Genomic DNA, 18,354 nt, shown 5'->3' on the forward strand with positions numbered 1-18,354 from the left:
ACGGCGAGTTCGGACGGCGTCAGAGCACGGCAGAAAGCCGGCCCACCGAGGTGGACCGGCTTTCCAAGGCAACCGCAGGGGCTGCGCTACGACGAAAACGTCGGCGTTAGCGCGAGACCTTGCCGGCCTTGATGCACGAGGTGCAGACGTTGAGCCGCTTCGGCGTCCGACCGACCACTGCACGCACGCGCTGGATGTTCGGGTTCCAGCGACGAGACGTACGGCGGTGCGAGTGCGAAATGTTGTTGCCGAAGCCCGGCCCCTTGCCGCAGACGTCGCAGTTGGCAGCCACGGGTCACTCCAAAGACTTCAGATGCACTTACAGTGAAATCCGGCGTGCCGGAAATCAAGGATCTGATTCGGTGGCCTGCCGGGGGAATGGCCCGATTTTCATCGGGCAACCGGAGCAGCATACAACGACTGCATCCGCACTACGAAACTACCACGGCCGCTCCCGCCCCCGCCCCGCTCCCCTCCGCCGGACGGGGTCTACCCTCGCGGTGCGACCCGCTGCCCATGGCCCGGCCCGGCCCACATCCGCCCGGCCGCTCAAGGAGGATCACCAGGTGCCGCAGAATCTCGACGCCGCAGCGGTACGGATCTGGTGCGCGAGGGCGCTGGACGCGCTCGGGCGGGAGCGCGAGGAGATCGACGCGATCAATGTGTACCCCGTCGCGGACGGGGACACCGGGACGAATCTCTATCTGACGATGGAGTCCGCCGCCCAGGCCGTCGAAGCGGTCTTCACGGCCCATGAGACCCGGGCCTTCGAGCCCTCCGCCGCCGACGCGGCACGGGCGATGGCGCACGGCGCGCTCATCGGCGCGCGCGGCAACTCGGGGACGATCCTGGCCCAGCTGCTGCGCGGCACGGCCGAGCGGACCGCGGCCGGCGACGATCTGGGCGGGGCGCTGCGCCGGGCCGCCGAGCTGGCCCGGGAGGCCGTCGCGCACCCCGTGGAGGGCACCATCCTGACCGTGGCGTCCGCGGCGGCCGAGGCGGCCACGGACAGTACGGGTGATGTGGCCCACACCGCGGCGGCGGCGTACGAAGGGGCCCGCGCCGCGCTCGACGCCACCCCCGGCCAGCTGGCCGTGCTCGGCCGCGCGGGGGTCGTGGACGCGGGCGGGCGGGGGCTGCTCGCGGTGCTGGGAGCCCTGGTGGAGACGGTCTCGGGGCAGGCCCCGGCGATCCCCGCCGCCGGCCGTCCGGTGACCTCGGTCACGGAGGGGCGGACCTGCGCCGACGGCGACCCCGCCTTCGAGGTGATCTATCTCCTGGAGGCGGCGGACGAGGCCGTGACCCGGCTGCGCGCCCGGCTGGACGCGCTCGGCGACTCCCTGGTGGTGGTCGGCGGCGACGGCCTGTGGAATGTGCACGTCCATGTCGACGACGCGGGCGCGGCGGTCGAGGCGGGCGTGGAGGCGGGACGGCCCTACCGGATCCGCATCACCCACTTCGAGAGCGCGGCCAGCGCTGACGGCACTGACCGCGCCGACGGCACCGACGGCGCGGCGGAGCCCGCGCGGGAACGCGAGCGGGCGCAGCGGGCGGTCGTCGTGGTCGTCCCCGGCGAGGGCCTCGCCGGCGTCTGCGGCGACGCGGGCGCGACGACGGTGCTGGCGCGGCCGGGGGAGCCGCCCGCCAGCGGCGAACTGGTCGAGGCGATCCGCCGGGCGCACGCCCGGGAGGTGGTGCTGCTCCCGAACGCGCCGGAGCTGCGCCATCCGGCCGCCGCGGCGGTGGAGCAGGCCCGTACCGAGGGGATCCGGGTCGCCCTGATCCCGACGCGGGCGGCGGTCCAGGGCATCGCGGCGCTGGCGGTGCACGAGCCGGGCCGGCGCTTCGACGAGGACGTGGTCGCGATGACGGCGGCGGCGGGGGCGACGCGGTACGCGGAGCTGACGGTCGCGGAACGGCAGTCGTGGACCTCGGCGGGGGTGTGCCAGGCGGGGGACGTGCTGGGGCTGATAGACGGCGACGTCGCCGTGATCGGCTCGGATCTCACGAGGACGGCGACGGCGGTGCTGGACCGCATGCTGGCGGCGGGCGGCGAACTGGTGACCCTGGTCCTGGGCGAGGCCGCCGGGAGCGTCCCGGCCCTGCCCGACCGGCTGGAACGCCATGTCCGCGACGCCTACCTCGCCGTGGACACCGTGGTCTACGAGGGGGGCCGGGGCTCGGCCCTGCTGCTGATCGGCGTCGAGTAGGGACCCCGCCCGGGGCGCGGAACCGTCCACAGATCACGGCGACTGTCGGTGCCGTGGTGTGCAATGGATCCCGTGCCCCTGCGTGATGAACCTCTCGAAGAGCCGTTGAACGTGCGTGACGAGCCTCTCGAAGAGCCGCTGAAGAAGACGCTCGGACCCGCCACCGCGAAGGTGCTGGCCGAGCAGCTCGACCTGCGTACGGTCGGCGATCTGCTGCACCACTACCCCCGGAGATACGAGGAGCGCGGCCAGCTCACCCGGCTCGCCGAGCTGCCGCTGGACGAGGATGTGACCGTGGTGGCGCAGGTCGCCGACGCCCGGGTGCACACCTTCAACGGCGGCCGGGGCAAGCGTCTGGAGATCACCATCACCGACGGCAGCGGACGGCTCCAGCTGGTCTTCTTCGGCCGCGGCGTCCATAAGCCGCACCAGGAGCTGCTGCCGGGCAGCCGGGCGATGTTCGCCGGCCGGGTCTCGGTGTTCAACCGGAAGCTCCAGCTCGCCCACCCCTCCTACGCCAAGCTCGGCGGCGGCGACGACGCGGTGGACGTCGAGTCCTGGGCGGGCGCGCTGATCCCGATCTACCCCGCGTGCAAGGGGATGGAGTCCTGGAAGATCGCCAAGGCGGTGGACGCGGTGCTGCCGCGCGCCCAGGAGGCCGCCGACCCGCTGCCGCCCGCCCTGCGGGAGGGCCGGGGCTTCGTCCCGCTGCCCGAGGCGCTGCTCAAGGTGCACCGGCCGCGCACCAAGGCGGACGTGGAGGACGCCAGAGCGCGGCTGAAGTGGGACGAGGCATTTGTGCTCCAGGTGGCGCTGGCCCGGCGCCGCTTCGCCGACGCCCAACTGCCCGCGGTGGCCCGCAGGCCCTCGCCCGGCGGCATCCTCGACGCGTTCGACGCCCGGCTGCCCTTCACCCTCACCGACGGCCAGCGGAAGGTCACCGGGGAGATCTTCGACGATCTGGCGACCGAGCATCCGATGCACCGGCTGCTCCAGGGCGAGGTCGGCTCCGGGAAGACGCTCGTCGCGCTGCGGGCCATGCTCGCCGTGGTGGACGCGGGCGGGCAGACGGCCATGCTCGCGCCCACCGAGGTCCTCGCCCAGCAGCACCACCGCTCCATCGTGGAGATGATGGGCGAGCTGGCCGAGGGCGGCATGCTCGGGGGAGCGGACCGGGCCACCAAGGTGGTGCTGCTGACCGGGTCGATGGGGGCCGCCGCCCGCCGCTCGGCGCTGCTCGATCTGGTGACCGGCGAGGCCGGGATCGTGATCGGCACCCACGCCCTGATCGAGGACAAGGTGCGGTTCCACGATCTGGGCCTGGTCGTCGTGGACGAACAGCACCGCTTCGGCGTGGAGCAGCGCGACGCCCTGCGCTCCAAGGGGAGGCAGCCGCCGCATCTGCTGGTGATGACCGCCACCCCCATCCCGAGGACGGTCGCGATGACCGTCTTCGGTGATCTGGAGACCTCGGTGCTGGACCAGCTCCCGGCGGGGCGCTCCCCGATCGCCAGCCATGTGGTCCCCGCCCAGGACAAGCCGCACTTCCTGGCGCGGGCCTGGGAGCGGGTCCGCGAGGAGGTCGCCAAGGGGCATCAGGCGTATGTGGTCTGCCCCCGGATCGGCGACGACGAGGACGAGAAGCCGAAGAAGAAGCAGCCGGAGGACGAGGCGGAGAAGCGGCCTCCGCTCGCCGTGCTCGATGTCGCCGCACAGCTCGCCGGGGGCCCGCTCGCCGGGCTGCGCGTCGAGGTGCTGCACGGCCGGATGCCGCCCGACGACAAGGACGCGGTGATGCGCCGCTTCGCCGCGGGCGAGGCGGACGTGCTGGTGGCCACCACCGTGATCGAGGTCGGCGTCAATGTGCCCAACGCCACCGCGATGGTCATCATGGACGCGGACCGGTTCGGCGTCTCCCAGCTGCATCAGCTCCGCGGCCGGGTGGGCCGGGGCTCGGCCCCCGGGCTCTGTCTGCTGGTGACCGAGATGCCCGAGGCCGCCCCCGCCCGCGCCCGCCTCGGTGCGGTCGCCGCCACGCTCGACGGCTTCGAGCTCTCCCGTATCGATCTGGAGCAGCGCCGCGAGGGCGATGTGCTGGGCCAGGCCCAGTCCGGGGCGCGCTCCTCGCTGCGGATGCTCGCCGTCATCGAGGACGAGGAGGTCATCGCCGCGGCTCGGGAGGAGGCGGTGCGGGTCGTGCGGGAGGACCCCGGGCTGGAGAGCTCTCCCGCACTGCGCCTGGCGCTCGACGCCTTGGTGGACCATGAGCGGGAGCAGTATCTCGACAAGGGCTGAGCGGGGTCGGGGGACCCGGTGCGTCGGGTGGTTGCGGGTCCCGCTGCTTCCGGTGCTCCCGGTGCGTCCGGTGCGTCGGGTGGTCTGCTGGCCCTGCTGCGGCGGGTGCGTCCGGCGGTCCGGCGGTCCGCCGGCACAGCCGGACGGCCGTCCCGGCGGGTCCGCCTGCCCCGCTGTCCCGGCGGGTCCGACTGCCCGTCGGCCCCGCCACCCCGCCGCGCCGCGCCCCGGGCGAGCTGAGAGACTGATCGCAGCTGTCCGAGGAACCTCCGGGAAACCCGGGGAACCCGGCGCACGCGGGGGATCCAGCGGGGCCGGGGCCGGTTCCCGGAGCCTTCCCGGGGCATGGCTCCCGGGCGCGTGCCCCGGACTCCCCGGGCGGACCCCGACCGCGTAAGGACGTAAGGACCGAGATGACCCGCGTGATCGCCGGCACGGCCGGCGGGCGCCGCCTCGCCGTGCCGCCCGGCACCGGCACCCGCCCCACGTCCGACCGGGCCCGTGAGGGCCTCTTCTCCAGCTGGGAGTCCCTGCTCGGCACCCTGGCCGGGCTGCGGGTCGCCGATCTGTACGCGGGCTCCGGCGCGGTCGGCCTGGAAGCGCTCTCCCGGGGCGCGTCCCACGCCCTGCTGGTCGAGGCCGACGCCCGCGCCGCCCGCACCGTCCGGGAGAACGTCCGCGCGCTCGGCCTCCCCGGCGCCGAGGTCCGCTCCGGCAGAGCGGAGCAGATCGTCGCGGCACCGGCCCCCGCCGACCCCTACGACGTGGTCTTCCTGGACCCGCCGTACTCCGTGACCGACGACGATCTCCGGGAGATCCTGCTCACACTCCGCGCCCAGGGGTGGCTCACCGACGATGCCCTCGTCACCGTGGAGCGCAGCACCAGAGGCGGTGCCTTCCACTGGCCACAGGGCTTCGAGCCACTGCGGGCCCGTCGCTACGGCGAGGGCACGCTCTGGTACGGTCGCGCCGCCTCCTCGTACGACGAGGCTTCCACGGGCGGGGACGCCCCATGACCGGACCGGAGAGCGAGGGACTTCCCGTGCGCCGCGCAGTCTGTCCGGGGTCGTTCGACCCCATCACCAACGGACACCTCGACATCATCGCCCGCGCCTCCAAGCTGTACGACGTCGTACATGTCGCGGTGATGGTCAACCAGTCCAAGAAGGGTCTGTTCACCGTCGAGGAACGGATGGACCTGATCCGCCAGGTGACCACGGAGTACGGAAACGTCTCCGTGGAGTCCCACCACGGCCTTCTCGTCGACTTCTGCAAGGCGCGCGACATCCCCGCCATCGTCAAGGGGCTGCGGGCGGTCAGCGACTTCGACTACGAGCTTCAGATGGCCCAGATGAACAACGGCCTCTCCGGTGTCGAGACCCTCTTCGTCCCCACCAACCCCACCTACAGCTTCCTCTCCTCCAGCCTGGTCAAGGAGGTCGCCGCCTGGGGCGGCGACGTCTCCCATCTGCTGCCCCCGGCCGTCCACGAGGCTCTCGTCAGACGACTGACCGGCGGCTGACCGGCGGCTGACCGGCGAGTGGCCGGAGAGCGGTCGGAGAGCGGCCCGGCGAGGGACCCGCGGCCGGCCCCGACGGCCGCTCACCACCCCGCCTGACGATCCGTCAATCGGTGTCGGAGGGGCGTCCGCTCGCCGTACAGTCATCCCGTCCGTCTCCGGCGTCTCCGGTGGGACGGGCGCGGCTCAGACGTATCAGGCAGAGAGTGGCGGACCACGGTGGACGTGCAGAAGAAGCTCGATGAGATCGTCCAGGCGATCGGGAGCGCCCGCTCCATGCCCATGTCGGCGTCGTGCGTGGTCAACCGCGCCGAGCTGCTCGCCCTGCTCGAAGAGGTGCGCGAGGCGCTGCCCGGCTCGCTGGCCCAGGCCCAGGAGCTGATCGGCGGCCGGGAGCAGCTGGTCGCCCAGGCCCGCCAGGAGGCCGAGCGGATCATCGAGAGCGCCCACGCCGAGCGCGGCTCGCTGATCTCCAGCACCCAGGTCGCCCGCCGCTCCCAGGACGAGGCCGACCGGATCGTCGCCGACGCCCGCCGGGAGGCCGAGGAGATCCGGGCCGAGGCGGATGACTACGTCGACTCCAAGCTCGCCAATTTCGAGGTGGTCCTCACCAAGACCATCGGCTCCGTCGACCGGGGCCGGGAGAAGCTGCTCGGCCGTGGTCCCGGGCTGGACCGGGACGGCTACGCCGACGCGGACGCCCCCGAGTACAGCGCGGACCCGCAGACCCTGGTCCACCGGGCCGACGAGTACGTGGACGCCAAGCTCGGCGCGTTCGAGGCGGTGCTCTCCAAGACCCTGGAGGCGGTCGGCCGGGGCAGGCAGAAGCTCCAGGGGCGCACCACCGGAGACGCCCTCGGCGAGCACATGGCCGCCCAGGACGCGGCGGGCTCCACCCGGCGTCACGCCAGTGACGCGGAGTATCTGGCGGGCCTCGCCGAGCTCGCGGACCCGGCACCGCAGCGGCCCCGGGAGCCCCTGCCGCCGCAGCCCCCCGCGCTGCCGGAGCACCGGCAGCCGCAGCCGCCCGCGTACGAGCCTCCGCCGTCGCAGCAGTCCGGCTACGAGATCCCGCAGTACGAGACCCCTCGGTACGAGACCCCGCAGTACGACCCCGCGCCGTCGCAGCCGCCCGCGTACGAGCCGCCGTCTCCGGCCGGCGGCGCGTACGAGCCGCCGGCACCAGCTGGGAACGGCGCCCGGCAGGACCCCTTCGACGGATATCGGCCACAGCAGGCGTACGAGCAGTACCCGCAGGATCCCTACGCGGCCTACCAGCAGCAGCAGGCGTACGAGCAGTACGCCCAGCAGGACCCCTACGCGTACCAGGACGTCCCCCGGCAGCAGCACGCCGAGCCGCACGACGACGGCCCCCGGCACCCGGGACAGCCCGCCCCGGCGCAGGCCGCGGCCCTCGACGAGACCAGCTTCTTCGACACCAGCATGATCGACCTCGATGAGCTGCGCCGTTATGAGCAGGGGCACTGAGATGACCGCACGGGGCCGGATTGGGTCTACGGCGGACCGTCCAGTATCCTGGCTCTTCGATCGCCCGTAGTCTGGCGATCCCGGCTGCCCGCTTCCCCCGTAACCGGCGGGACGGCGGCCCATCCCCCTCCCGGCAGCATGATCCGAAAGCAGGAGAAGCCCTGAACGCCCGCCTCGACCACCGCAACCCCCTCGTGTTCGACACGCACGAGCTGGGTCGGCGGCCCGGCGCGCTCCAGCGGCTCTCCCGCTCGGTGCCCGCACCCAAGTATCTCGGTGTCGAAGGAGTCATCGTCGTGCCCGAGGGCACGCCGGTGGAGCTGGACCTCCGCCTTGAGTCGGTCATGGAAGGGGTGCTTGTCACAGGCACCGCCCGTGCGTCGGCCGAGGGGGAGTGCGTAAGGTGTCTGGAGCCGCTGCGCCTCGCTGCTGCGGCGGACTTCCAGGAGATGTTCACGTACCCCGACGCCGACGCCCGGGGCCGCGGCCGTGCCGCGGAGCCCGGCGACGACGCCGAGGACGAGGACAGCCTCTCTCTCGAGGACGGCCTGTTCGACCTCGAACCCGTGCTGCGTGATGCGGTGGTGCTCGCACTGCCGATGCAGCCGGTGTGCCGGGAGAATTGCGCCGGTCTCTGTGCCCAGTGCGGCATCAGACTGGACGACGACCCGGACCACCACCACGATGCCGTCGACATTCGTTGGGCGGCATTGCAAGGACTCGCCGAAACCACCCAGGACGGCGAGAAGGACAACATGGGCGGCGCCGAAGCTGGCGTCGACGAGAAGCAGGAGAAGTAGCCGTGGCTGTTCCGAAGCGGAAGATGTCGCGCAGCAACACGCGCCACCGCCGGTCGCAGTGGAAGGCTGCGGTCCCCACCCTGGTTTCGTGCGAGCGTTGCCAGGAGCCCAAGCTGCAGCACATCGCGTGCCCGAGCTGCGGCACCTACAACAAGCGCCAGGTCCTCGCGGTCTGAGCGGCTGGTGAGAGGCCCGATGTCTGAGCTGTCCAGTGCCAGGAAGTCGGAGAACACTGGCGAAACAGTGACCACAGTCAACGCAGCCTCGTCTCACACGCTTCTGGAAGGGCGGCTCGGCTATCAGCTGGAGTCCGCCCTTCTGGTGCGTGCGCTGACCCACCGTTCCTACGCGTATGAGAACGGCGGCCTGCCCACCAACGAGCGCCTGGAATTCCTCGGCGACTCGGTGCTGGGGCTCGTGGTCACCGACACGCTCTACCGCACCCACCCCGATCTGCCGGAAGGCCAGCTGGCCAAACTGCGGGCCGCGGTGGTCAACTCGCGTGCGCTGGCCGAGGTCGGCCGCGGGCTGGAACTGGGCTCCTTCATCCGGCTCGGCCGGGGCGAAGAGGGCACGGGCGGCCGGGACAAGGCGTCCATCCTCGCCGACACCCTTGAAGCGGTGATCGGCGCGGTCTATCTCGATCAGGGTCTCGAAGCGGCCTCGGAGCTGGTGCACCGCCTCTTCGACCCGCTGATCGAGAAGTCCTCGAATCTCGGTGCGGGCCTGGACTGGAAGACCAGTCTCCAGGAGCTCACCGCGGCCGAGGGTCTCGGGGTCCCGGAGTATCTCGTCACCGAGACGGGTCCGGACCACGAGAAGACCTTCACTGCTGCCGCCCGCGTCGGTGGTGTCTCGTACGGCACCGGCACCGGCCGCAGCAAGAAGGAAGCGGAGCAGCAGGCGGCGGAGTCCGCATGGCGGGAGATCCGCGCCGCCGCGGACCAGCGAGCCGAGGCGGCGAAGGCCGAAGCCGCGAAGCCCGACGCTGCGAGCGCTGCGAAGCCCGACCCGCAGAAGACGGCGAAGGCGAAGGCGGAGCCGGAGAAGGCCGATGAGGCCGGGTCCGGTGAGGCCGGAGCGGATGCCGTCGCACCGCTGACAGACGCCGTAGCGGAAGCCGGCTCCCCCGAGGGGGACGCGGGCTCCCGGGAACAGGCGGATCAGGCCACGGCCTGAGCCTCTGACTGCGCGGCTGGGGCCCGGCTCCCCGACCGCACCGGCTGATCATCGAAGGCCCTGGCCTTCCGGGACACCTCCCGGAAGGCCAGGGCCTTCGGATGTCCCAGCCGATGACCGGTGACCGGTGCCCCGCGTCCGGGTCCGGGGAGGTACGCTGCGGGCGTCATCACGAGTGTCACCGGAGGAGCCCCGTGCCCGAGCTGCCCGAGGTCGAGGTCGTACGCCGAGGACTCCAGCGCTGGGTCAGCGGACGGACGATCGCCGAGGCGCGGGTGCTGCACCCGCGAGCCGTCCGCCGTCATCTCGCGGGCGGCGACGACTTCGCGGCCCGCCTCAAGGGCCACAGCGTCGGCATCGCCCGCCGACGTGGGAAATATCTCTGGCTGCCGCTCGCCGACACCGACTCCTCGATCCTCGGCCATCTCGGCATGAGCGGTCAGCTGCTGGTCCAGCCCGAGGACGCGGCCGACGAGAAGCATCTGCGGGTCCGGATCACCTTCGACGACTCGCTCGGCACCGAGCTGCGCTTCGTCGACCAGCGGACCTTCGGCGGGCTCTCGCTCCATGACAACACCCCCGACGGGCTGCCGGACGTCATCGCGCACATCGCCCGTGACCCGCTCGACCCGGCCTTCGACGACGAGGCATTCCACACCGCGCTGCGGCTGCGGCGCACCACCGTCAAACGGGCGCTGCTCGATCAGTCGCTGATCAGCGGGGTCGGCAATATCTACGCGGACGAGGCGCTCTGGCGGGCCCGGCTGCACTTCGAACGTCCCACAGCCGGTCTCAACCGCCCCCGCTCGGCCGAGCTGCTCGGTCATATACGGGATGTGATGAACGCGGCCCTGGCGGCGGGCGGCACCAGTTTCGACAGCCTGTATGTGAATGTGAACGGCGAATCGGGGTACTTCGACCGTTCGCTGGACGCCTACGGCCGGGAGGACGAGCCCTGTCGCCGCTGTGGCGCCCAGATCCGGCGCCGGCCCTGGATGAACCGGTCCAGCTACTTCTGCCCGCGCTGTCAGCGTCCGCCGAGGCCCGCGCGTCCCGCGTCGTAGCGGGGCCCGCAGGGGCCCACGCGTCAGAAGCCGAAGTTCTGGGTCCACCAGGGGCCGCCGTCGCCCATGTCCACACCGACGCCCAGCGTCTTGTAGTCGCAGTTGAGGATGTTGGCGCGGTGTCCCTCGCTGTTCATCCAGGAGTTCATCACCGCTCCGGCGTCGGCCTGGCCGCGGGCTATGTTCTCGGCGCCGAGGTTCTTGACGCCCGCCTTCTCGGCGCGGTCCCACGGGGTCGCGCCGTCCGGGTCGGTGTGCGAGAAGAAGCCGCGCGCCGCCATGTCGGAGCTGAAGTCGCCCGCCAGCTTCGCCAGCGAGGCGTCGAAGCGGACCGGGGCGCAGCCGACCTTGGCGCGCTCCTCGTTCACCAGCGCGAGCACCTCGGCCTCCGCCGCGGTATGCGAAGACGACGACGACGGCGCGGGGGCGGAGGAGGAGGACCGGGCCGGCGGCTCGGGGCTCCGCTCGGCGGAGGGGGCGGAGTCGCGCGGCTTCTCCTCGCGCTCCGGGGCCTCGGTCGCGGTCTTCTGCTCGGGAGCGGTCGTCGCGGTCCGCTTCTCCTGAGGGGCCGCCGGCTTCTTCGAGGGCTCGGCGTCCGGGCGGTCCGAGCCCTTGGGCGACGGGGACTTCGACGGCGCGTGGGCGGGCCTCGGGCTCTCCGCGCCCGTGCCCGCGTCGCGGCTCTGCTCGGTGCTCTGACGGTCCTGGGTCCGGAGGGTCGCCGGCCCTTCGTCGCGCAGCGTGCCGGGGGAGCTCTCGCCGCCCAGCGTGAGGGTGTCGCCGCCGGGCAGCAGACCGGACGCCACCGCCACCGCGCCCATCGCCACGGCCGCGGAGGCGCCGAGCAGTCCTGTCCGTACGGGCCTGCTCGCACGTTTGCCGGAGCGTCGATGGCGTCCCATCCGCAATGCCTTCCTCGTAACCTCGTACTCACTGGATGAACAGCGGTCCGCAGATCGGCCGCACACCGGCGTGCGTCGGCTGGACAGCCCACCGGCTCACCCGAACGGGTGAGGTTCATTGCGACCGGACTGTACGCCATGGTGTGCGGGCCGTAAGGGGCCTGTGAGGAATTGAGCGACCGGTGTGCGGCTACCGTGCATTCATGAACGATGCTGCACGGCTTACCGCATGGGTACGCGGACGAGTACAGGGAGTGGGCTTTCGCTGGTTTACCAGGGCAAACGCCCTGGAGATCGGCGGGCTCACCGGATTCGCCCTCAACCTCGACGACGGCAGAGTGCAGGTCGTGGCGGAAGGGTCACGTGAGAATTGCCACCGTCTGCTGGAGTGGCTGCGTTCCGACGACACACCCGGCCGGGTCGACGGTGTCACTGAGATATGGGACACGCCCCGCGGCGGCTACGACGGCTTCGCGATCCGCTGACGCGCATCCCCCGTACGGGCGCTCGAAGCGGGGTTCCGACCCCTGCCGAAGGAGCCCGTCACGGACAGAAACAAGCAGGTGGTTGCCAATAAACGACAACCGTGCCAGGCTGCGGGAACAAGGATGATCTCCACGCCCCCAGGGCCCCGGAGCAGAGGCCCCCGCCGCGTTCGCAGCGGCCGTGCGCGCCCGGGCTCGCCCCCTCAAGCAGGGCGTGATCGTGTTGACCGTCAAACTTTTTGGTGAGACTCTGGAACCCCCGCGCACCTTAGCTGTTTGGCAGTAGACCCGCAGCGACAACTGTAGTAACAGAGCACTGTCGAGCACCGCGGGTGCGAATCCCTCACGACCCACACCGCATCGGTCGGTCACTCAGTGTGGAGGACCATCCATCATGGCAAAGGCGCTTCTCGGTTACGTCGGCGGTTCCGACCCGCGACTCCTCGCCGAGATGCGACGGCTTCAGCAGCGCGTCCAGGACCTCGAATCCGAGCTTGTACGGATCCAGTCCGAGAACGACGCGCTGAGCGCTGCCGTCGCTCAGCACCCCGGAGAGTCGCTGCTCGACGGCATCGACATCGACGTACCGCAGGCGGAGCCCGCGCTCACCTGAGCTCGGCGATCCGCCGGAGAAACATCGCGCGAAGATATGCAAGGGACGCCTAGGCGTCCCTTCTTTCTTCCCCTGACTCTCTTCCCCCTGAGCCATCGCGCCCCATCGCTTACCGTCTGATGTGCCCTGAGCCTTCCTGAGCGAAACCGTCCGCTGAAGGTAGAGTCCGGCTGCGTGCACCTCAAGGCCATGACCCTGCGCGGTTTCAAATCCTTCGCCTCCGCCACCACACTGCGGTTCGAGCCGGGCATCACCTGTGTCGTGGGCCCCAATGGTTCCGGTAAATCCAATGTGGTGGACGCGCTCTCCTGGGTCATGGGCGAGCAGGGCGCGAAATCGCTGCGCGGCGGAAAGATGGAGGACGTCATCTTCGCCGGGACGACCGGCCGGCCGCCGCTCGGCCGGGCCGAGGTCTCCCTCACCATCGACAACTCCGACGGCGCGCTGCCCATCGACTACGCCGAGGTCACCATCACGCGGATCATGTTCCGCAACGGCGGCAGCGAATACCAGATCAATGGAGACACCTGCCGGCTCCTCGACATCCAGGAACTGCTCTCCGATTCCGGTATCGGCCGCGAAATGCATGTCATCGTCGGACAGGGCCGGCTCGACTCCGTACTCCATGCCGACCCCCTCGGGCGGCGGGCGTTCATCGAAGAGGCCGCCGGTGTTCTCAAACACCGCAAACGCAAAGAGAAAGCACTGCGGAAACTGGACGCGATGCGGGCCAATCTCGCCCGGGTCCAGGATCTCACCGACGAACTGCGCCGCCAGCTCAAACCGCTCGGACGGCAGGCGGCCGTCGCCCGGCGGGCCGCGGTCATCCAGGCCGATCTGCGCGACGCCCGGCTGCGGCTGCTCGCCGACGATCTCGTACGCCTCCGGGAGGCGCTGCGGGCCGAGATCGCCGACGAGGCCGCGCTCAAGGAGCGGCGGGAGAGTGCCGGGGCGGAGCTGACGAAGGCGCTCGCCCGGGAGGCGGAGCTGGAGGAGGAGGTCCGCTCGCTCGCCCCCAGGCTCCAGCGGGCCCAGCAGACCTGGTACGAACTCTCCCAGCTGGCCGAACGGGTGCGCGGCACGGTGTCGCTCGCCGACGCCCGGGTCATCAGCGCGCGGACCCAGCCCGCGGAGGAGCGGCGGGGGCGCGACCCCGAGGAAATGGAGCGCGAGGCCGCCCGCGTACGGGAACAGGAAGCCGAGCTTCTCGCCGCGCTGGAGGCGGCCGAACGGGCCCTGGAGGAGACCGTCGCCCACCGCGCCGAGCTGGAGCGGGAGCTCCTGGCCGAGGAGCGCCGCCTCAAGGACGCCGCCCGCGCCATCGCCGACCGGCGCGAAGGGCTCGCCCGCCTCGCCGGACAGGCCACCGCGGCCCGGGGCCGGGTGACATCGGCCCAGGCGGAGATCGACCGGCTGGCCGAGGCCCGCGACGAGGCGCACGAGCGCGCGGCGGGCGCGCGGGAGGAGTACGAGCGGCTGCGGGCCGAGGTCGCGGGCCTCGACGCCGACGACACCGACCTCGGCGAACGCCATGACGCCGCCCGGCGCGAGCTGGCCGGGGCGGAGACCGCGCTGAGCGCCGCCCGGGAAGCCGCGGCGAGCGCCGAACGCGAACGCGCCGCCGTCGCCGCCCGCCGCGAGGCCCTCGCCCTCGGACTGCGCCGCAAGGACGGCACCGGCGCCCTGCTCGCCGCCGAGGACCGGCTCGACGGAGTGCTCGGCCCGGCGTCCGAACTGCTGACCGTGACCCCCGGATACGAGATCCCGGTCGCCGCCGCGCTCGGCGCGGCGGCGGACGCGGTGGCGGTCGGCACCCCGGCCACGGCCGCCGAGGCGCTGCGGCTGCTCCGTAAGACCGACGCGGGCCGGGCGTCGATACTGCTGGCGTGGGCGCCCGAGCCGCCCCCCGGCACGGACTCCGCCGCGGCCCCCGGAGGCGTACTACAGCGCCGTGGTGACACGCGGTTCCCGGACGCCGCCGCGCTGGTGCGGGGACCCGGCGAGCTGATGGCGGCCGTGCGGCGGCTGCTCAGCGGCTATGTCGTCGTGGAGACGCTGGAGGAGGCCGAGGAACTGGTCCGCGCCCGGCCCCGGCTCACCGCGGTGACCGCCGAAGGCGATGTGTTCGGGGCCTGCTTCGCACAGGGCGGGTCGCCCGGCGTGCCCAGCCTGCTTGAGGTCAGGGCGGCCGTCGACGAGGCCGCCGCCGAGCTGACGGCGCTCGGCGGACGGTGCTTGGAGCTGGCGGAGGCCAAGGCGCGGGCCGAAGAGCACCGGGCCGGCTGCGCCGCGCTGCTGGAGGAGCTGGGGGAGCGGAGGCGGGCGGCCGACCGGGCGAAGTCCGAGGTCTCCGGCCGGCTCGGCCGGCTCTCCGGGAAGGCCAGGGCCGCCGAGGGCGAGGCCGAGCGCACGGCAGCCGCCGTCGCCCGGGCCGAGGAGTCGCTCCGGCACGCCCGCGAGGAGGCGGAGGAGCTCGCCGGACGGCTCCTCACCGCCGAGGAGACCCCCGTCGAGGAGGAGCCCGACGCCCATGTGCGGGACCGGCTCGCCGCCGACGGCGCCAACGCCCGCCAGACCGAGATGGAGGCCCGGCTCCAGCTCCGCACCCATGAGGAGCGGGTGAAAGGGCTCGCGGGGCGGGCCGACGCGCTGGACCGGGGAGCGCGCGCCGAGCGGGAGGCGCGGGCCCGCGCCGATCAGCGCCGCGCCCGGCTCCGGCACGAGGCCGCCGTCGCCTCCGCCGTCGCGGGCGGCGCCCGTCAGCTGCTGGCCCATGTGGAGACCTCGCTGACCCGGGCCGACGCCGAGCGGACCGCCGCCGAGACCGCCAGAGCGGAGCGGGAGCGGGAGTTGACCGGGGCCCGCTCGCGGGGGCGCGATCTCAAGGGCGAGCTGGACAAGCTCACCGACTCGGTGCACCGGGGCGAGGTGCTCGGCGCGGAGAAGCGGCTGCGGATCGAGCAGCTGGAGACCAGGGCGCTGGAGGAGCTGGGCGTCGAGCCCGCCGGGCTGATCGCGGAGTACGGCCCCGACCAGCCCGTACCGCCGTCCCCGCCCGCCGAGGGCGAGGAGCTGCCCGAGTCGCCCGACCACCCCCGTAACCGGCCCGGCCGGTTCGTCCGCGCCGAACAGGAGAAACGGCTGACATCGGCCGAGCGCGCCTACCACCAGCTCGGAAAGGTGAATCCGCTCGCCCTGGAGGAGTTCGCGGCGCTGGAGGAGCGCCATCAGTTCCTGTCGGAGCAGCTGGCGGATCTGAAGAAGACCCGGACCGACCTCCTCCAGGTGGTGAAGGAGGTCGACGCACGCGTCGAGCAGATCTTCACCGAGGCGTACCGCGACACGGCCCGCGAGTTCGAGGGCGTCTTCGCGCGGCTCTTCCCCGGCGGCGAGGGCCGGCTGATCCTGACCGACCCGGACTCCATGCTCACCACGGGCGTGGACGTCGAGGCCCGGCCGCCCGGCAAGAAGGTCAAGCGGCTCTCGCTGCTCTCCGGGGGCGAGCGCTCGCTGACCGCCGTGGCGTTGCTGGTGTCCATCTTCAAGGCCCGGCCGAGCCCGTTCTATGTGATGGACGAGGTCGAGGCGGCGCTCGACGACACAAATCTCCAGCGGCTGATCCGGATCATGCGGGAGCTTCAGGAGTCCTCACAGCTGATTGTGATCACCCATCAGAAGCGGACGATGGAGGTCGCGGACGCGCTGTACGGCGTCGCCATGCAGGGCGACGGCGTCTCCAAGGTCATCAGCCAGCGGCTGCGCGGGCGTACGGAGGACTGATCAGGCCACACCGGCCAGCGTGAGTGCGCCGGAGGACTGATCAGGCCACACCGGGCCAGCGTGAGTGCGCCGGAGGACTGATCAGGCCACACCGGCCTGGGAGCAGACCGGAGGACTGAATCAGCCACACCGGCCAGCGTGAGTGCGTCGGAGGACCGATCAGACCACCGGCCCGGGAGCGGACCGGAAGACCGATCAGGCCACCGGCCCACCCCCGCTGGCAGGGCCGCGGGAGCTGTGCGCCACTGGAAGGGCTCGCCACGCCCGGCGGTGCTGTCGGACGGCTCAGGAGCGGCGGCCCGCGGCCCATGAGCCAAGTCCCCAGGAGTCGATGTGTCCAGCAGTTCGCAGCCGCCCCCGGCGGCGGGGGCCCGCCAGGCCCATCCCGAGCACCTCGGCCATGTCGTCTTCATCACCGCGGCTGCCGCGATGGGCGGCTTTCTCTTCGGCTACGACAGCTCCGTCATCAACGGCGCGGTGGAGGCCATCCGCAGCCGCTACGGCATCGGCTCCACGGAGCTGGCGCAGGTCATCGCCATCGCCCTGATCGGCTGCGCCTTCGGAGCCGCGACCGCGGGCCGGATCGCCGACCGGATCGGCCGGATCGCCTGCATGCGGATCGCCTCCCTGCTCTTCAGCGCCAGCGCCATCGGCTCCGCCCTGCCGTTCGCGCTCTGGGACCTGGCGATGTGGCGCATCGTCGGCGGCTTCGCCATCGGGATGGCCTCGGTCATCGGCCCGGCGTACATCGCCGAGGTCTCCCCGCCCGCCTACCGGGGCCGGCTGGCCTCCTTCCAGCAGGCGGCGATCGTCATCGGCATCGCCGTCTCCCAGCTGGTGAACTTCGGCATCCTCCAGATCGCCGGCGGCGACCAGCGCGGTGAGATCGGCGGACTGGAGGCCTGGCAGTGGATGCTCGGCGTGATGGTCGTACCGGCGGTGCTGTACGGAATGCTCTCCTTCGCCATCCCCGAGTCGCCCCGCTATCTGATCTCGGTGGGCAAGACCGGCCGGGCGAAGAAGGTCCTCACCGAGGTCGAGGGCGAGCACATCGACCTGGACGCCCGGGTCGCCGAGATCGATCTCGCGATGCGCAGGGAGCACAAGTCGACCTTCCGGGATCTGCTGGGCGGGCGCTTCGCCTTTCTGCCCATCGTCTGGGTGGGCATCGGGCTCTCCGTCTTCCAGCAGCTCGTCGGGATCAACGTCGTCTTCTACTACTCGTCCACGCTCTGGCAGTCCGTCGGCATCGACCCCACCGGCTCGTTCTTCTACTCCTTCACCACCTCGATCGTGAACATCTTCGGCACGGTCATCGCGATGGTGCTGGTCGACCGGATCGGCCGTAAACCGCTCGCCCTCATCGGCTCCAGCGGCATGGCGATCGCCCTGGCGTGCGAGGCGTGGGCCTTCTCAGCCGCACTGGTGAACGGCAAGCTGCCCAGCGTCCAGGGGACGGTGGCGCTCATCGCCGCCCATGTCTTCGTGCTGTTCTTCGCGCTCTCCTGGGGCGTGGTGGTCTGGGTGCTGCTCGGCGAGATGTTCCCCAACCGCATCCGCGCGGCGGCGCTCGGAGTGGCCGCGTCCGCGCAGTGGATCGCCAACTGGGTGATCACCGTGACCTTCCCCGACCTCTCCGACTGGAACCTCTCGGGGACGTACGTCATCTACACCTGCTTCGCCGTGCTCTCCATCCCGTTCGTGCTGCTGTTCGTCAAGGAGACCAAGGGCAAGCCGCTGGAGGAGATGGGCTGACCGCCGCGCTGTTCCCCGGGCGCGGCGGTCAGCGGCATCGCGTCTAGGTCGTGTCTTCAAAGTCCCGTCTGTCCGCCGTGCCCTGGCACCGCACCTCGCCGCGTTGTCGTCAGTCGCCAATGCTCCGCAGTGGCTCCTTCCTCCGCCTTGCGATGCACGGCACCAGACCCCGCCGGACCCGCCCTCCGGGCGGACGACGCTACTTTGAAGACACTCCCTAGCTTGATCTTTAACGTACGGTGTCGAACGGTGTGTCGTACTTGA

15 protein-coding genes are annotated in these 18,354 nt (G+C 71.8%); 13 read left to right on the forward strand and 2 right to left on the reverse strand.

Going from position 1 to position 18,354, the window contains the following annotated elements; translation table 11 throughout:
- Nucleotides 1-106: 106 nt before the first annotated feature.
- Nucleotides 107-292 carry a 50S ribosomal protein L28 gene (gene rpmB, locus FF041_RS18620; RefSeq protein ID WP_003957616.1) on the reverse strand — a complete coding sequence of 62 codons (186 nt, stop codon included), beginning with the start codon at nucleotides 290-292 and terminating at the stop codon, nucleotides 107-109.
- Between the two features lie 274 nt (nucleotides 293-566).
- Here rpmB and FF041_RS18625 point away from each other — a divergent pair, with 274 nt between their 5' ends.
- From FF041_RS18625 to mutM, 9 genes are all read left to right on the forward strand, one after another.
- Entirely contained in the window at nucleotides 567-2,210 is a 1,644-nt protein-coding gene (locus FF041_RS18625; RefSeq protein ID WP_323392093.1) for a DAK2 domain-containing protein, read from the forward strand.
- A 63-nt stretch (nucleotides 2,211-2,273) separates the two neighbouring features.
- Nucleotides 2,274-4,505, forward strand: coding sequence for an ATP-dependent DNA helicase RecG (gene recG / locus FF041_RS18630; protein WP_228388362.1), 2,232 nt, complete (start codon nucleotides 2,274-2,276; stop codon nucleotides 4,503-4,505).
- 413 nt (nucleotides 4,506-4,918) lie between these two features.
- Nucleotides 4,919-5,521 (forward strand): 16S rRNA (guanine(966)-N(2))-methyltransferase RsmD, encoded by a 603-nt coding sequence (gene rsmD / locus FF041_RS18635; protein WP_153486302.1) that lies wholly within the window; start codon nucleotides 4,919-4,921, stop codon nucleotides 5,519-5,521.
- A 26-nt stretch (nucleotides 5,522-5,547) separates the two neighbouring features.
- On the forward strand, nucleotides 5,548-6,027 hold the full coding sequence (gene coaD / locus FF041_RS18640) for a pantetheine-phosphate adenylyltransferase (RefSeq protein ID WP_323392097.1): 480 nt from the start codon (nucleotides 5,548-5,550) through the stop codon (nucleotides 6,025-6,027).
- Nucleotides 6,028-6,243: 216 nt separating this feature from the next.
- The gene (locus FF041_RS18645) at nucleotides 6,244-7,512 is read left to right on the forward strand and encodes an ATP synthase F0 subunit B (RefSeq protein WP_323392099.1); all 1,269 of its coding nucleotides are present in this window, start codon (nucleotides 6,244-6,246) and stop codon (nucleotides 7,510-7,512) included.
- A 161-nt stretch (nucleotides 7,513-7,673) separates the two neighbouring features.
- Nucleotides 7,674-8,312 carry a YceD family protein gene (locus tag FF041_RS18650; protein WP_153523877.1) on the forward strand — a complete coding sequence of 213 codons (639 nt, stop codon included), beginning with the start codon at nucleotides 7,674-7,676 and terminating at the stop codon, nucleotides 8,310-8,312.
- Between the two features lie 2 nt (nucleotides 8,313-8,314).
- Complete coding sequence (rpmF, locus tag FF041_RS18655) at nucleotides 8,315-8,488, forward strand: 50S ribosomal protein L32 (RefSeq protein WP_043229344.1); 174 nt, start codon at nucleotides 8,315-8,317, stop codon at nucleotides 8,486-8,488.
- 19 nt (nucleotides 8,489-8,507) lie between these two features.
- The gene (gene rnc, locus FF041_RS18660; protein ID WP_228388364.1) at nucleotides 8,508-9,491 is read left to right on the forward strand and encodes a ribonuclease III; all 984 of its coding nucleotides are present in this window, start codon (nucleotides 8,508-8,510) and stop codon (nucleotides 9,489-9,491) included.
- 194 nt (nucleotides 9,492-9,685) lie between these two features.
- On the forward strand, nucleotides 9,686-10,555 hold the full coding sequence (gene mutM / locus FF041_RS18665) for a bifunctional DNA-formamidopyrimidine glycosylase/DNA-(apurinic or apyrimidinic site) lyase (protein ID WP_323392101.1): 870 nt from the start codon (nucleotides 9,686-9,688) through the stop codon (nucleotides 10,553-10,555).
- A 23-nt stretch (nucleotides 10,556-10,578) separates the two neighbouring features.
- On the opposite strand, the gene FF041_RS18670 is transcribed toward mutM, so the two are convergent.
- Nucleotides 10,579-11,457 carry a CAP domain-containing protein gene (locus tag FF041_RS18670; RefSeq protein WP_153523872.1) on the reverse strand — a complete coding sequence of 293 codons (879 nt, stop codon included), beginning with the start codon at nucleotides 11,455-11,457 and terminating at the stop codon, nucleotides 10,579-10,581.
- A 203-nt stretch (nucleotides 11,458-11,660) separates the two neighbouring features.
- Between FF041_RS18670 and FF041_RS18675 the strand changes: the two genes are divergently transcribed.
- The 4 genes from FF041_RS18675 (at nucleotide 11,661) to FF041_RS18690 (ending at nucleotide 18,090) form a co-directional block, all read left to right on the forward strand.
- Entirely contained in the window at nucleotides 11,661-11,942 is a 282-nt protein-coding gene (locus FF041_RS18675) for an acylphosphatase (protein WP_153486298.1), read from the forward strand.
- Nucleotides 11,943-12,336: 394 nt separating this feature from the next.
- Complete coding sequence (locus FF041_RS18680; RefSeq protein ID WP_153486296.1) at nucleotides 12,337-12,555, forward strand: hypothetical protein; 219 nt, start codon at nucleotides 12,337-12,339, stop codon at nucleotides 12,553-12,555.
- Nucleotides 12,556-12,729: 174 nt separating this feature from the next.
- Entirely contained in the window at nucleotides 12,730-16,335 is a 3,606-nt protein-coding gene (gene smc / locus FF041_RS18685; RefSeq protein WP_323392103.1) for a chromosome segregation protein SMC, read from the forward strand.
- 333 nt (nucleotides 16,336-16,668) lie between these two features.
- A complete protein-coding gene (locus FF041_RS18690) occupies nucleotides 16,669-18,090 on the forward strand; it encodes a sugar porter family MFS transporter (protein WP_323392104.1) in 1,422 nt (473 codons plus the stop codon).
- The last annotated feature ends 264 nt before the right edge of the window (nucleotides 18,091-18,354 follow it).

This window comes from Streptomyces jumonjinensis, from assembly GCF_009600885.1.
GTDB lineage: Bacteria > Actinomycetota > Actinomycetes > Streptomycetales > Streptomycetaceae > Streptomyces > Streptomyces jumonjinensis.

What these genes read in the sequence shown, in the direction of transcription:
- recG (WP_228388362.1), top strand. Translation starts at nt 2,274, where the DNA reads ATGGATCCCGTGCCCCTGCGTGATGAACCTCTCGAAGAGCCGTTGAAC.
- rsmD (WP_153486302.1), top strand. Translation starts at nt 4,919, where the DNA reads ATGACCCGCGTGATCGCCGGCACGGCCGGCGGGCGCCGCCTCGCCGTG.
- rnc (WP_228388364.1), top strand. Translation starts at nt 8,508, where the DNA reads ATGTCTGAGCTGTCCAGTGCCAGGAAGTCGGAGAACACTGGCGAAACA.
- FF041_RS18670 (WP_153523872.1), bottom strand. Translation starts at nt 11,457, where the DNA reads ATGGGACGCCATCGACGCTCCGGCAAACGTGCGAGCAGGCCCGTACGG.
- FF041_RS18675 (WP_153486298.1), top strand. Translation starts at nt 11,661, where the DNA reads ATGAACGATGCTGCACGGCTTACCGCATGGGTACGCGGACGAGTACAG.
- FF041_RS18680 (WP_153486296.1), top strand. Translation starts at nt 12,337, where the DNA reads ATGGCAAAGGCGCTTCTCGGTTACGTCGGCGGTTCCGACCCGCGACTC.